General features: G+C 69.6%; 11 protein-coding genes. 4 read left to right on the forward strand and 7 right to left on the reverse strand.

Features of this window, described 5'->3' with window-relative positions:
* Window positions 1–941: 941 nt before the first annotated feature.
* The 3 genes from RUR_RS10210 to RUR_RS10220 form a co-directional block, all read right to left on the reverse strand.
* Window positions 942–1,436, reverse strand: coding sequence for a hypothetical protein (locus RUR_RS10210; RefSeq protein WP_283134710.1), 495 nt, complete (start codon window positions 1,434–1,436; stop codon window positions 942–944).
* 62 nt (window positions 1,437–1,498) lie between these two features.
* Complete coding sequence (locus tag RUR_RS10215; RefSeq protein ID WP_283134711.1) at window positions 1,499–2,572, reverse strand: SDR family NAD(P)-dependent oxidoreductase; 1,074 nt, start codon at window positions 2,570–2,572, stop codon at window positions 1,499–1,501.
* Entirely contained in the window at window positions 2,569–3,270 is a 702-nt protein-coding gene (locus RUR_RS10220) for a DUF2306 domain-containing protein (protein WP_283134712.1), read from the reverse strand. Before RUR_RS10220 ends, RUR_RS10215 begins: the two co-directional genes overlap by 4 nt.
* Before the next feature lie 251 nt (window positions 3,271–3,521).
* Here RUR_RS10220 and RUR_RS10225 point away from each other — a divergent pair, with 251 nt between their 5' ends.
* Window positions 3,522–4,304, forward strand: coding sequence for a TetR/AcrR family transcriptional regulator (locus tag RUR_RS10225; RefSeq protein ID WP_283134713.1), 783 nt, complete (start codon window positions 3,522–3,524; stop codon window positions 4,302–4,304).
* A 367-nt stretch (window positions 4,305–4,671) separates the two neighbouring features.
* On the opposite strand, the gene RUR_RS10230 is transcribed toward RUR_RS10225, so the two are convergent.
* The 3 genes from RUR_RS10230 to RUR_RS10240 form a co-directional block, all read right to left on the reverse strand.
* Complete coding sequence (locus RUR_RS10230) at window positions 4,672–5,097, reverse strand: hypothetical protein (protein ID WP_283134714.1); 426 nt, start codon at window positions 5,095–5,097, stop codon at window positions 4,672–4,674.
* 140 nt (window positions 5,098–5,237) lie between these two features.
* Window positions 5,238–6,440 carry an enolase C-terminal domain-like protein gene (locus RUR_RS10235; RefSeq protein ID WP_283134715.1) on the reverse strand — a complete coding sequence of 401 codons (1,203 nt, stop codon included), beginning with the start codon at window positions 6,438–6,440 and terminating at the stop codon, window positions 5,238–5,240.
* The gene (locus RUR_RS10240) at window positions 6,437–7,636 is read right to left on the reverse strand and encodes an alpha/beta hydrolase family protein (protein WP_283134716.1); all 1,200 of its coding nucleotides are present in this window, start codon (window positions 7,634–7,636) and stop codon (window positions 6,437–6,439) included. The genes RUR_RS10235 and RUR_RS10240 overlap by 4 nt, the downstream gene beginning before the upstream one ends.
* Before the next feature lie 118 nt (window positions 7,637–7,754).
* Here RUR_RS10240 and RUR_RS10245 point away from each other — a divergent pair, with 118 nt between their 5' ends.
* The 3 genes from RUR_RS10245 to RUR_RS10255 are packed head-to-tail and all read left to right on the forward strand — an operon-like array spanning window position 7,755 to window position 12,636.
* Complete coding sequence (locus RUR_RS10245) at window positions 7,755–10,238, forward strand: glycosylhydrolase-like jelly roll fold domain-containing protein (protein ID WP_283134717.1); 2,484 nt, start codon at window positions 7,755–7,757, stop codon at window positions 10,236–10,238.
* The gene (locus RUR_RS10250) at window positions 10,235–11,797 is read left to right on the forward strand and encodes a CocE/NonD family hydrolase (protein ID WP_283134718.1); all 1,563 of its coding nucleotides are present in this window, start codon (window positions 10,235–10,237) and stop codon (window positions 11,795–11,797) included. The genes RUR_RS10245 and RUR_RS10250 overlap by 4 nt, the downstream gene beginning before the upstream one ends.
* Entirely contained in the window at window positions 11,794–12,636 is an 843-nt protein-coding gene (locus RUR_RS10255) for an SMP-30/gluconolactonase/LRE family protein (RefSeq protein ID WP_283134719.1), read from the forward strand. The genes RUR_RS10250 and RUR_RS10255 overlap by 4 nt, the downstream gene beginning before the upstream one ends.
* On the opposite strand, the gene RUR_RS10260 is transcribed toward RUR_RS10255, so the two are convergent.
* The gene (locus RUR_RS10260) at window positions 12,633–13,874 is read right to left on the reverse strand and encodes a PucR family transcriptional regulator (protein WP_283134720.1); all 1,242 of its coding nucleotides are present in this window, start codon (window positions 13,872–13,874) and stop codon (window positions 12,633–12,635) included. The genes RUR_RS10255 and RUR_RS10260 overlap by 4 nt on opposite strands.
* Between the last annotated feature and the right edge of the window lie 10 nt (window positions 13,875–13,884).

Here is a 13,884-nt window from a genome sequence, read left to right on the forward strand (position 1 = left end):
AGGTTGTCGGTGGCGGACTCCAAAATCTGCTGTGTCTGGTGTCGCCCTTGAGCGGGGCTGGCACAAAGCAGATCTATCTTTAAGGTGGAGACCGCCAAAACGAGACAGTCTTTTCGTGTGACGTCCACGTAATGTGCGCTCGAACGCCATCATGTTCGTTCAGGTTACGCAATACTCAACACCACACAGGCCGTTGGACTCGGCCGACATCAACGTTCCTGCCATGGTCTACACCATGGATCGCCACGGATCCGGATCTTCCGCGTCTGCTTCGTCGGCCACTGCTCGGGCGTCACACGGTTGTCCGCGGCTATGGCCTTGTTCTCATGCCAACTCGATCTTCGCTTCCCGGAAGATCGCGCGATGGTGTCACCACTTCCCGGCACCATGCCTCCGATCAGTCGACCTCGTACACCACCTGCTCCGAACCGCGAGGTTTGCAGCCCGGGGATCTCGGACGGACCGGCAGTCGGCGGAGGAGAACATCACCGGCTTCATCTGGTGGAGTGTCACCCGGCTCACCACACACCGAGACGAGGAAGTTCTCGCCCACGCGACCTGGCCTCCAAGCTCATCGCCCTCCTGGCCGAGCCACCCCTCTCACAGCCGATCCACCTCAGCCTATGATCGGCTGGGCCCCGGGCCACGAGACCGGGCGTCCTGCATACCCTGGCTTGGGCAACGAGCTTTCGATACAGCCGCAGCGGCGCCAAACCCGGCGCAGCCCGTACCGAACGATGTATTCCACGACCTTTGACAGGCTCGTGGGTACCGGCCGTCATTCTGGCGCTCCGTTTCCGTGGACGCAGCCGCGGATTCACCATTTCGCTGCCGACTACACACGAAGAGGGTGCGCATGCACGTTCCCTGGGTCGTGGTGCGACGGTCGGCGTTCCCCTCCCCGGAGTTGGCCTTGATCTCGCTTGGCCACGACGCCCTTTCTAGGAGTGATTCCAGAGTAATTGAACGGCGGAGGACACCAGGGCCACCAGGACGGCGGAAGACCAGTACAGTCGCCGTGACGGTGGAGAAAAGCGGAGAACAGCGAAGTTCAATGCTGCCGTTATCGCGGCAAAGACGACAACGAGCGGAATCCCGATAAGCAGCGCTCCGGAGTAGCCGTCACGAAACGGTATTCCCCACGGTGCAATACCTAGCCCCGCTAGCCAGTCGCGAGCCACAAAATAGGGGTAGAACAGGGCAAGTTGGCCGAGAAAGCCGAGTGTGGAATTCAGGAAGAGAGACAACAGGTAGGCGGCGTACGAGGGCAGTCGGCGGTTGTTTCCCTTTCCATCCTGCCCGCTCTTTCTCATCCAGAGACTCCTTGCAGCGCTTTTGTATTCTTCGAGGTTGCGGTAGATAGGAAGAGTTTCATGCCCGCGCACTTCGGCCGTGTCGCCTGACTCGTCATAGCGCTCAAGGATCGGTTCTGCCACGTAGTGATCAATGCCGCATTGTGGAACCCAGGGGTGCCGTCCCGCGGCTTTCGCGGCATCTCTCAGGGCTGATCCGGCCGGTCGGAATCCGGTTGTGAACCTCCTCGAACATGTTCCGCATCGCCGCGCGGAAGACTTCGGCCTGGGGGGGACCGATCAACGCGGTGTGCTCGAACACTCCCGGCGAAGGCGTCGAGACCGGTGAGGTCGGCCGACAGTTCCCACAGGCGTGCGGCCTGGACCGGATCGGTGGCCCAGGCGCTGACCCCGCCGCCCAGAACGGCGCCGGGCGCGGCCGGCTCGGCGATGTCGCAGTCTTCGCAGTACAGGCCGCCGATACCCGTCAAGCGCGGGGAGGTCGCGGCCCACACCTGTGTCGCCGCCCCCTGCTCGGGGGTCTTCCATCCGCTGTTGGTCGGGCTGTTGTCGATCGTCACCGTCAGGTCGGCCAGCTCTTGCGGGGACATGTGCCGGCCCAGCGCGGTCTTGATGGTGCCGGGGTGCAGCGAGAAGGCCCGGACTCCGGCGGTGCGGCCCAGCGCGTCCAGATGTGTCGCGAACAGGGCATTGGCTGTTTTGGCCTGTCCGTAGGCCTGCCATTTGTCGTAGCCGCGCGTGAAATGTACGTCGTCCCAGCGGATGCCCGAGAGCTGGTGGCCGTTGGAAGAGACCGACACCACCCGTGCGCCTCCTGCTTGGATCGCCGGCCAGAGGCGGTTGACCAGGGCGTAGTGGCCAAGGTGGTTGACGGCGAACTGGCTCTCCCAGCCCGGGCCGACGCGGGCTTCCGGGGCGGCCATGATCCCGGCGTTGTTGATCAGCAGGTCGATGTGGCGGCGGGAGGCGAGGAAGCGCTCGGCGAACGATCGCACACTGTCCAGGTCGGCCAGATCCAGCTCTTCCACTTCGACGTTGTCGATCCCGGCGACCGCCTCCTGTGCGGCCGTGGGGCGGCGGGCCGGAACGAGGACGTGTGCTCCCGCGCCCGCGAGGGCTCGGGTGGTCGCCAGGCCCAGACCCGAAGATCCCCCCGTGACCACCGCCAGCCGTCCCGAAAGGTCGATGCCCGCCAGGACATCGTCGGTGGTGCTGTGCGGCCCGAACCCTGATCCGATCTTGTGCTGCTGGGTGGTCATAGCTGTCCTTTCTGAGGAGAGGGGGCAGACTCAGGCCGACGGTTGCGGGCGAGGGGCTTGAGCGTGCGCTGGACGATGAACCATTCGGCGGCGCCGGCGCTGACGAGGATCGATGCCCACGTCGATGTGGTGTAGACGTCGTCGAAGGTCAGCCACTCGTACCGCGATCGGGCCGCCAGTCCGAGTATGAGGAAGCCGCGCAGCAGCACGGCCGCGAAGGAGAGCGCGTAGTTGCGGATCATCCAGATGCGGTGGAGTTGGATCTGCCCTCGCCGGATCGCCCGGTATGCCTGGGCCAGCGAGTACAGCCAGGCGGCTGTCAGCAGGTAGAAGGCGACTTGCACGGAGATTCCGTCGACGGAGAATGTGGCCGCCAGGATGGCCGCCACCGACGCGATCACGACGCTGACCATGTAGACGCGGCCTACCACCCGGTGCAGCTTGCCGTACCTGTTCCGCAGCGCCGGGACGAACTGGAGTGGTCCGAGCAGAAGTAGGAGGCTCGCGGGCAGAGCGTGGATCGTGATGGAGAGATAATGGAGGGCCACGTCCGGGTTGATGGGAATCTTGCTTTGCGTCGGGTCGCCGGTCAGGTAGGCGGGGACGCTGTACAAGGCGATGCCGGCCGCCGACACGGCGAGCGCCGCCCAGGCGCCCCACCAAACGTGACGAGTTGACAGGAATCTGGATGTTTTCATGGCGGCTCCCTGGGGCTGCGCTGGTACGGGGACGTTGAAGCTCCTGCTCGTCGGGGAACCGGCGCGGTGCGCCGCGAATGTGGTTCGCCCGGTGACAGGCATGTGGGCTCGGTCTGAGACGAGATGCGGTGTCGCATTCCTCGTCGTCGTTGATCACGTTAGTCAGGGAGAAGAAAGCTTGGCAGTGTTAAGTTTCCCGAGCAGGGTGCACTTTTTTTGATGTCATCAAGGAATCGGCGTACGGTCACTGCATGACCTCCGACGAATCCGCAACCGGCACGCCATCCCTGCGACGGCGGCGTCGGGCCGTCGCCGTCGGCGAGATCCTGACTGCCGCCGAGTGCCACATCGTCGAACACGGGCCCGCCGCCCTGTCCCTGCGAGCGGTCGCCCGGAGTCTCGCAATGACCGTGCAGGCGCTCTACCACTACTTTCCGAGCCGGGACCACCTCGTCACGGCGCTCGTCACCAAGGCCTACGACGACCTCGCCGACGCCGTGCAAGCCGCCGTCGACAGCGCGCCGGACGACACGGTCGTGCCGCGACTGGTGCTGGCGGCCGAGGGCTACCGGGGATGGGCCAACGCCAATCCCGAGCGATTCCAGCTCATCTACGGAACGCCGCTGCGGCACTACGAAGCACCCGTCGAGGGCCCCACCACCCAGGCGCTCCGTCGGATGAGCGCGATCTTTCGGCACGAACTGTTCGGTGAGTTCTCCACAGCGCAACTGGCCGCGGCCGACACCCCGGAACTCTCGTCGTCGCTCCAAGCACATCTGGAACACCTGCCACCGGACGCCCTCGGATCTTTGCCGCCACCCGCGGCGTCCCTCTTCCTGAGCGCATGGGGGCATATGCACGGCCTCGTGGTCCTGGAAGTGTTCGGGCACACCGCGTTCATCGGTGCACACCAGGCCGAAGTCTTCCGCGCGGCGATGCGGAACATGCTCGAGGACGTGCACAGCCGGATTCCGACCGGCCGGATCAGCGGTGAGGCGTGGTGTGAAAGCCGCGGAACGGCACCCCCGATCTGAGGTCTACGGTGTCCGATGCTTCGTGGCCGTTACATGTGAGAACCGTGGCGGTTCCTCCCAGTCGACGCCTCTCCGGAGATACTCCACCTGACCTGGGAAGACGTTGCCGTTCGGTGTTGGCGACGCGGTCCTTGACGGCACCTCTCATAGGGCCGCACCTGTGGCCGGTACCGGCTGGCTCTCAAAGATCGATACTCCGGTACGGGCTGCGCCGGGCTGATGTCGGCTACGGCTGTACCGGATGTCCGGTCTCATGGTCCAAGGCGTGCCACGGTCTGCGGGAGCCGGTCCGGTGGTTGATCAGAGGTCGGGGCGGATCGGCTGAGAGGGGAGTGGTTGGGCGTACCGCAGGCGCGGTGGGTACCGGTCAGTCCGCCTCATCCTGGGCGGCTTCATGCAGCTTTCCGGTGGCGATGTAGTCGACTGCGACATGGTAGAAACCAGAGATCGAGTCACCTGCTTCCACCCCGTTGTGAAATTGCTTGTGCACTTTCGTCATGGGGAAAACCATGTCGCCGTTGGGCAGGAGCACGCCCAGCCTGTCATCGTCGTCCGGCCTGTGCCAGCCGCCTCCCGCGGCGGCGATGACGCATGCACCGAGGAACGAGCCGAGCACGCTTGCCAGGACACTGGAATTCTTCAGGTCGAAGTCCGGGGCGGCACGCAGGCGCTCGATGTAGCCCTCGATCCATTCGACGGACTCCCGGTTGAGGCCGAAGTCCACATCACTCAAGGGTCCGATCCGGTCGATGACAAGGCTGACGTTCGCCTCGATCTTCTGTAGTTCGTCCACCCGAGGATGGTGGCATCGGCCGCGAATCCGATCAATCGGATTCCGTCCGAGAGTGCTTACGGGAAACACGCGTCGGCGCGGATGCCTGCGGCCGTACCGGACGTCCGGCACCTGAGCCGCCGCAGGCCGTACCGGATGAATCAGGAAATAGGCAGCGTGAAGGTGATGCCGAGGCCGGGGCGGTCCGGGTCGAGGGAGATGTGGCCGTCGACGGCGTCGGGTTCGTCGGGGAAGAGGGAGAAGAAAAGTTCGTCCTCGTCGGGGGCGGTGCCGGCGGGTGGGCGGAGGAAGTGCTCGGCCATCGGGGCGATGGTGTGCGACATGACCAGGTGGTAGTTGTGCGCCTGCCCGGCGTGCGGGATGACCGGGATGTCGTAGGCGGCGGCGAGGGCGCAGATCTTGCGGGCCTCGGTGAGGCCGCCGACCCGGTTGACGTCGGGCTGGGCGATGTCGACGGCGCGGCGTTCGAACAGGTCGCGGAAGCCGTACCGGGTGAACTCGTGCTCACCCCCGGAGATCGGGGTGTTCACCGCGCGGCGGATTTCGGCGTAGCCGGGGATGTTGTCGGGGATGACCGGTTCCTCCACCCAGCGGAGCCGGATGCCGTCGTCCTCGATCATGCGGATCATGCGGATGGCGTAGTCCACGTCCCAGCCCATGTACGCGTCGACCATCTGGTCCAGGTCGGGTCCGATGGCGTCCGCCACGGTCCGGACCAAGGCGAGGTTCCTCCGCATCCCGGCCCTGCCGTCCCCCGGACCGTAGGCGAGGCGCTGCTTGACGCCGAGGAAACCGGCTTTGGCGTAGCCACGCGCCTCCTCGGCGAGCGCGTCGAGGTCCTCCGTCGCGTACAGGCGGCTGGCGTAGACGGGGATGCGTTCCCGGGTGCGTCCCCCGAGCAGGTCGTAGACGGGGCGGCCCAGCTGGTGGCCGAGCAGGTCCCACAGCGCGATGTCGACGGCGCTGATCGCCTCCAGGACCAGGCCTTTGCGGCCGATGTTGAGGGTGCCCCGGTACATCCGCTCCCAGTGGAGTTCCACGTCGCAGGGGCGCCCGCCCACCACGATGGGGGCGAGCAGGTCCTCGATGACGGCCACGGCGGCGCGGGTGCCGAACCCGACGGTCCCGACCCCGCACCGGCCGTCGGCGTCCCACACCCGGACCACCACGGCCCAGGTCTTGGACGGCGGCAGCCCGGCCAGGGATTCGCCGCGGTCGCCGGGGCCGGTCTCCTCGGGCCACAGATGGGTCACCGGGGTGATGATCGGGCGGCCTTTGCCTTTGGCGGGCGGCGTGCCCGGCGGGGGGATCTCAATGGTTTCCACGCGTTCGACACGGCTCACCGCACACCGTCCAGATCGAGGTCGAGGGTACGGCGTTCCGGGGGCAGCGCGCCGTACAGTTCTTGGAATCGGGCTTCGTGCTCAGGGGATTCGGCCCGGTAGGTCCGCAGTCCACGTAGGACGTCGGCGCGCTCGACCTCGGGGGAGTCCAGGTGCGTGTAGCCGTCGGCGAGCCACTCCCGCCCGTCGTACCGGCTCAGCAGGATGTCGAGTTTGGCCGCGGTGAGCTGCTCCACGCCGAGCGGCGCGGCGAGCCGCCGCCGGTGGAACGACTCGGGGTCGACGACCACCGACGCCCGGGTGTGGTAGACCCACGGCAGCGGGCCGCCCTCGTCGACGATCGCGACGGTCCACGCCGGGTCGTCGGCGCGCGGGGGCAGGCTGATCGGCGTGGCCGGCGGGATCACGCCTTCGGCGACCCGATCGAGGAGGGGTACGTCCGGAGGCGGCGCCAGCTCGACCACCTCCGCGGCGTCCAGCGCGTCCAGCAGCGCCCGCGGCCCGTCCGCGTACGGGATGATCAGGTCGGCGGTGCTGAACACGGCGAGCGCCGGCGCGGTGATCGAAGACAGGTGCGCGACAGGGGAGTGCCGCAGCCACGTGAGCCGGTCGGGCCCGTACTCCTCGGCCAGGAGCCGCTCGAACGGCAGCACCAGCTCGGTCAGGGCGGGCGCCGGCACCCCGTCCAGCAGGCCGTCGGCGTGGGCCCGTGCGTGCTCTCCGAGGTGCGGCAGGCTGACGAGGGGGGCGAGGGCGCTCACCCCGGCGAGCGGAAACGCACCGGTGGCCAGCATCAGCGCCATGTAGCCGCCCGCGCTGGGCCCGGTGATCAGCACCCGCCGGTCGTCCACGAACGGCAGGTCCCGGACCAGGTGCAGCAGCGCAAGGTCCAGGTTCGGCCCGCGGACCAGCGGGTTCTCCTCCGGCGCCTCCCCGGTTGAGGCAGGGGTGGCCAGGGCCCGCCCCTGGGCGAGGTGGGGTAGCGCGGCGGCCAGCGGCAGCTCGTACCCGGCGTGGTAGACCAGCGGCACCTTGGCCGTCGGATCGTCCCGCAGCAGTTCGGGCAGGTAGATATGGCCCTGGCTCTCGTGTCTGTCGCCCCGGTGGTCACGCCAGGTGAACCGCGCGGTCACCATGGCGGCAGGCGTTGTCGCATCGTCGGTATCCACCGGCACGGCGGCGCTCACCCATCTCACGAGGGGGAACGCTATCGGTTCGCGCCACGGCCGGAGTGTGACAGCAGTGCCGTGCCCGGCCCGTTCGTGAGACATCCGTCCAACGTCGGCCGAACGGCCTGCGGCTAATGTCGGCCAAATGACTGTTCCGGATACTGTCGCTGACCTGCGGGCCGTATTCGCCGAGCCGGGGCCGGAATTCTCCCTCACCCCGTTCCTGCGCATCAACGACCGGGTGGACCCCGCCCGGCTGCGCGCGTTGCTCCGGGCGATGGCCGAGCAGGGTGTGCGCGCCTGTCATCTTTTCCCCGAGCGGGCGGACTGGCCCTTCCTTCAGCAGTCCGGGATCGCCGACCCGGACATGACCGACAACGGCATGCCGTACGGATACCTCGGCCCCGACTGGGCGGAACTCGCCCGGACCGTCCAGGCCGAGGCCCGTGCGGCGGGGGTCGAGCTGTGGGTGTACGACGACGCCGACTGGCCGAGCGGCCTGGCCGGCGGCGCGGTGATCGAGAATCCCGACCAGGTGAGCCGCTATGTGACGGTGGAGCGGCGGCGGATCGCCGGGCCCGCCGAGATCGAGCTGGGTGCGGACGGGGTGTGCGCCGCGGCCTACCCGCCCGGGGAGGCCGGCGCGGCCGTCTCCGCCTGGGACACCCTGACCGTGCCGGCCGGCGACTGGGAGGTGCGGATCGTCCGGAGCCATCCGGGTTCGGGGTATTGGACCGAGCGGTTCCCCGACCTGACCAGCCCGGAGGCGACCGAGGACTTCTGCCGCCGCACCCACGACTGGTACGAGACCGAACTCGGCGGGGGGATCAAGGGGTACTTCACCGACGAACCGTCCAGTTCGCCGACCCTGCTGAAGATGGGGGACGCCTTCGCGTTCGCGCCCGCGTTGCCGTACAGCACGGGGTTGGAGAAGGAGTTCGCCGACGTGAAGGGCTACGACCTCGCGCCCTTTCTGCCGCTGCTGGCGGATTGGGAGGCGGCGAAGAGCGCCCCGCGCCAGGTCCGGATCGACTTCTGGGACGTGTTCTCCCGGCGGTACGCGGCCAACTACTTCGCCCGGATCGCCGACCGGTGCGCCCGGCAGGGGGCCGAGCTGACCGGGCATCTGATGGGGGAGGAGCACCTCTACCAGCTGCTCACCTTCGAAGCCGGCGACCCGACCCGGCTCTACCGGCACTTCACCGCGCCGGGGATCGACTGGATCGGGGCGTTCGGCTGGGAGCCGGGCGAGGAGCCGTCGCTGCGCCGCCTGCCCTCGGTCACCCCGCGGACCGCCGCCTCCTCGGCCGCGGTGCACGGCCGCCGCCGGGTCGCCGCCGAGGTGTTCTCCGGCGCGGGCTGGGGGCCGAGCCTGGCCGACCTGCGGGAGGTGCTGGACTGGCTGTTCGCCCACGGGGTGAACCTGCAGGTCCCGATCTGGCTGCCGTACTCGCTGCGGGGCTGGAACCGGACGATCTTCTATCCGGGCGGGGCCGGAGTCCAGCAGCCCTACTGGCGGCATTTCGCGCCGTTCGCCGATTACTCCGCGCGGATGTCGGTGCTGCTGTCGGGGGGCCGTCCGGTGCACCGGGTCGGGCTGGTGTTCCCCTCGGCGCCGGTCTGGGCCGGCTACTTCGACGCCGAGCACGTCGAGGCGCTGAACACGGGCTGGAACGCGCTGATGGAGGGGCTGCTCGACGCCGGGGTGGACCCGTGTGTGGTGGGGGAGGACGAACTCGGGGCGACCCTGGGGTTCGACGTCCTGGTGGTGCCGGACGGCAGCGGGGCGGAACCCGTGCCCACCGGCCCGGAGACGGTGCCGGTGACCTTGAGTGACCCGGAGTCCGTGACCCGGGTGATCGCCTCGGTCGCCGCGCTGGCGCCTGGGCCGGCCAGGGCCGAGGACGGCGGGCCGATCCGGGTGCACGAGCGGGCCGGGGACGACTTCCGGCTGCTCTCCGTCTACAACCCGGGTGCGGAGACCCGGCGGTTCACGGTCCGGGGCGGGGACTACGAGCTGGACCCGGAGGACGGCCGGTGGCTGCCCGGGCCGGGGACCTCGATCGAGGTGGAGCCGGGCCGGATGCGGATCCTGCTGTCCACCGACGCCGGGGTCCGGACCGCCGCACCGGCGCCCGAACCGGGTGAGACGCTGGCCGAGCTCACCGGGTGGACCACGTCGCTGGCGCCGACCATGGACGATCCGGACTTCGCCTGGCAGTTCACCGACGTCGAGGCCGATCTCCGCGCCCCGGACGGACCGGGCGACTGGTCCGAGGGCGCCCTGGCGCACTACTCGGGCGAGGTCCGCTATACCTGCGAGTTCGAGGCTCCCGCCTGTTCGGGGCCGGTCCTGCTGGACCTCGGTGAGGTGGCGGTGACCGCGCGGGTCGTCCTCAACGGCGTCGACCTGGGGGTCCGTGTGTGGGCGCCGTACCGATTCGACGTCACCGCCGCGCTGAAGCCGGGCGGCAATCTGCTGGAGGTCTCGGTGTGCAACACGCTGGCCAACCACTACTCCCGGTTCCCGCTGCTCGACGGCGCCTCGGTGGTGTTCGGCGGGACGGTCCGGTCCCGGTTGCGCTCGGGTCTGATCGGTCCGGTACGGCTGACTCGGGGCCGCTCGTGAACGTCGTCGTCGAACGCGATGTCCCGGTCCCCATGCGCGACGGGGTCACGCTCCGCGCGGACGTCTTCCGTCCGGCCGAGCCGGGACGGTATCCGGTGCTGCTGACCCGGACGCCCTACGACAAGGACCAGCTGCACCTGCTCGCCCCCATCCTCAATCCCATCAAAGCCGCCGGATCCGGATATGTCGTGGTCCAGCAGGATGTGCGGGGACGGTTCGCGTCCGAGGGGGAGTTCCACCCGATCCGGCACGAGCAGGACGACGGCGTGGACACGATCGCCTGGGCCGCGTCCCTGCCGTACGGGAACGGGGACGTGGGCCAGTTCGGGCTCTCCTACGCGGCGATGGCCTGCTGGATGAGCGCGTCCGCGGCGCCCCCCGCGCTCCGGGCGATCTTCGCCTCGGAGTCCCCGGGGGAGAAGCTGTTCTGGCGAGGCGGCGCCCTGGAGCAAGGGGCCCTGGAACGGTGGGCGCTGTGGGCGATCGGCCCGCACGCGCTGGAGCGGGCCGGCGGCGCCGCCGGACTGGCCGAGCTGATCGCCCGTAACGACACCGGGGCCGCGCAGCCGTACCCGGACTATCTGGGCTTTCTCCCCGACTTCGCCGCGGGGCCGGGCCCCGAACTGGACACCCCGCCCCGCTACGACACGATCGGCGTGCCCGCGCTGATCGTGGCCGGGTGGGCCGACTTCCAGCTCGGGCCGGACCTGGCGCACTGGGCCGGGACCAAGGGCGACCCCCGGACCCGGCTGGTCGTCGGGCCCTGGTCGCACGGGATGTTCCGCCCGGTCGTCGGCGCGGCCGACTTCGGGCAGCGGGCCACGGGGGTGCTCGACCTCACCGCCGAGACGCACACCACCAGCCTGATGGGCGACTTCACCTGGTTCACCCTGCGCTGGTTCGACCACTGGCTGCGCGGCGCCGACAACGGGGTCGCGCAGGAGCCGCGGGTCCGGATCTTCGTCCAGGGGGCGAACCGGTGGCGGGACGAGGACGACTGGCCGCTCGCCCGCGCCCGCGACCGGCGGTGGTTCCTCCACACGGAAGGGGAGCTGGCCGAGCGGAGTCCGGCCGCCGACGCCGCCGAGAGCGTGTTCACGTACGACCCGGCCGACCCGTGCCCCACCCGGGGCGGGACGCTGCTGCTGGCCGACGGCTACGCCAAGGGCGCGGTCGACCAGACGCCCCTGCTCGACCGCGCCGACGTGCTCGTCTACACCTCCCCGCCGCTGGCGGAGGACCTGGAGGTGACCGGGCCGGTTCGCGCGGTGCTGTTCGCCGCCGCCGGCACCGGCCCGGCCGACTGGGTGGTGAAACTGTGCGACGTGCACCCGGACGGACGCACCCTCAATGTCTGCGACGGCATCCGGCGGGTCGGTCCGGGTGAGGAAACGTGCGAGGTGGACATGCTGGCGACCGCCACGGTGTTCCGGGCGGGGCACCGGCTGCGGGTGCTGGTCACCGCGAGCGACCATCCCCGATACGACCTGTGCGGCGAAGCAGGCGGGCGCTGGGTGTTCCCCGGCTCGCATCTGGTGCTCCCGGTGGTGACCTCGTGACCAGGACACTCGCCGCCGAGGTCGTGCTGGACGTCCCGGCCGGATGCGCGGAAGGCCCGTTCTGGCATCCGGGCGAGGACCGGCTGTACTGGACGGACATCCCCGGCCGCGTGATCCACCGCTTCGACCCCCGCACCGGGGTCGACGAGGTGTTCGAGGTCGGCCTGGAGGTCGGGGTGGCGGTGCCCCGTACGGCCGGGGGGCTGGTGCTCGCCGTACCGGACGGTTTCGGCTTCTGGTCGCCCGGCGACACCCGCGTCGAGATGGTGGCCGAGGTCGAGAAGGACCGGGCCGGCAACCGGATGAACGAGGGGAAATGCGATCCGGCGGGCCGGTTCTGGGCCGGGACCATGAGCCGGGAGCCGCTCCGGGAGACCGAGGCGGGCGCGCTCTACCGGCTCGACCCCGACCTCACCGTGACCACCGTCCTCACCGGGCTCGGCATCTCCAACGGACTGGACTGGACCGCCGACGGCCAGACGATGATCTACGTCGACTCGCTCCGGCACCGGATCGACGCCTACGCGTTCACCCCGGACGACGGGACGCTCGGGGAGAGCCGCGTGATCGCCGTCACTCCCGGCGGAACCCTTCCCGACGGGCTCGCCCTGGACGAGGAGGAACACGTCTGGGTGGCGCTGTGGGACGGCTCGGCGGTCCACCGGTACGCCCCCGACGGCACCCTGGACGCGGTCGTGCCGCTGCCCGTCGGGGAGGTGACCAGCTGCGTGTTCGGCGGTCCGGACCACGCGGACCTCTACATCACCACCGCCCCCGGCACGCTGTTCCGCTGCCGTCCCGGGGTTCACGGCCGTCCGGTACGGGCGTTCGCCGGCTAGTCCTTCTCCGGCGCGGCCGGCGGATCGTGCCGGTAGAGGCCTTTCAACCGGGCCAGCTTCAGGCTGAGATGCAGGTCGAGCCGTTCGTCGCCGCGGCTCAGGTCCACCTGGGCGGTCCGCTCGATCCGGTTCAGCCGGTGGTAGAGGCTCCCCCGGGCCAGGAAGAGCTGGCGCGCGGTGGCCCGGGCGTCGGCCCCGTTGTCCAGGAAGCACTCCAGCGTGTGCACCAGGGTGTGCCCCTGCTTGGTCTCCAGCAGCTTCAGCAGCGCGGGGTGGAGGTCGGTCGCGGTGAGCTCGTCCACCGGCACCCGCAGCAGCAGCCGGTAGACCCCGACCTGGGTCCAGGAGGTGACCGGCCGGAACGCCGGCACCACCTGGGCCACCCGGACGGCCTGCGCCGCCTCCCGGTAGGAGGCGACGGTGTCGGCCAGCTCGTGCTCCCGGCCGATGCCGGCGATGAACTCGACGCCGGGCACCGACTCGCCCAGCCGATCGCGCAGGCCGCCGGCGAGTGCGGGCGCCCCGTCCCGGCGCAGGGTGGGGTCGCTGCCGGCCACGATGAGCAGCGCGTGGTCCGGCCGGAGCAGGTGCAGGCTGTGCCGGGGGGACAGGTCGCGGCGAATCTGTTCGAGTTCGGCGCGGATCGCGGTGTGCGCCGCCTCGTCGAACGGCTCCAGCGTCTCGGCGGCGGGGCGGACCACGATCGCCACGACGGGCACGCTCGGTTGGAACAGGCCGAGCTCCACCAGGGTCAGCGCGCCCTGGCGGCGGACCACCGGATCGTCGGCGAGGAGGTCCCGCAGGAGCTCCCGCTGCCTGGCACGTTCCAGTTCGCCGAGCAGCCGCTCCCTGTGCATGATCACGCCGATGGAGTCCGCGGTGGCGCGGGCCACCGCCAGCTCCGCCTCCGACAGGGCGAGGTCGGGATCGATCAGCCAGATGTACCCGAGCAGCAGGTTCTGGCAGTGCACCGGCAGGCACACCCGGGGCATCAGCCCCAGCGCCTCGTTGGCGGGCAGCCGGATGTGACCGCGGACGTTTGCCAGCCCCAGGGTGCGTACCCAGGCGGTGACGTCCGACGGCGTCTCCCGCTGCATGATCGTGTTCATTCGCACGGCGTCGACGGGCCCCCGCTGCGTGCTGTGCGCGACGAGCCTGCCGTGCGGGTCGTCGACCAGCACCGCACGCTCCAGCCGTCGGCTGAGCGCGTCGAGATTGCCCTGCAGTTCGTCGGTCATGGCGGATCAT

The organism is Rhizohabitans arisaemae, assembly GCF_025996515.1.
Lineage (GTDB): Bacteria > Actinomycetota > Actinomycetes > Streptosporangiales > Streptosporangiaceae > Rhizohabitans > Rhizohabitans arisaemae.

Coding starts and splice junctions, on each gene's coding strand:
- RUR_RS10215 (WP_283134711.1), bottom strand. CDS start 2,572: ATGACCACCCAGCAGCACAAGATCGGATCAGGGTTCGGGCCGCACAGC.
- RUR_RS10225 (WP_283134713.1), top strand. CDS start 3,522: ATGACCTCCGACGAATCCGCAACCGGCACGCCATCCCTGCGACGGCGG.
- RUR_RS10220 (WP_283134712.1), bottom strand. CDS start 3,270: ATGAAAACATCCAGATTCCTGTCAACTCGTCACGTTTGGTGGGGCGCC.
- RUR_RS10245 (WP_283134717.1), top strand. CDS start 7,755: ATGACTGTTCCGGATACTGTCGCTGACCTGCGGGCCGTATTCGCCGAG.
- RUR_RS10260 (WP_283134720.1), bottom strand. CDS start 13,874: ATGACCGACGAACTGCAGGGCAATCTCGACGCGCTCAGCCGACGGCTG.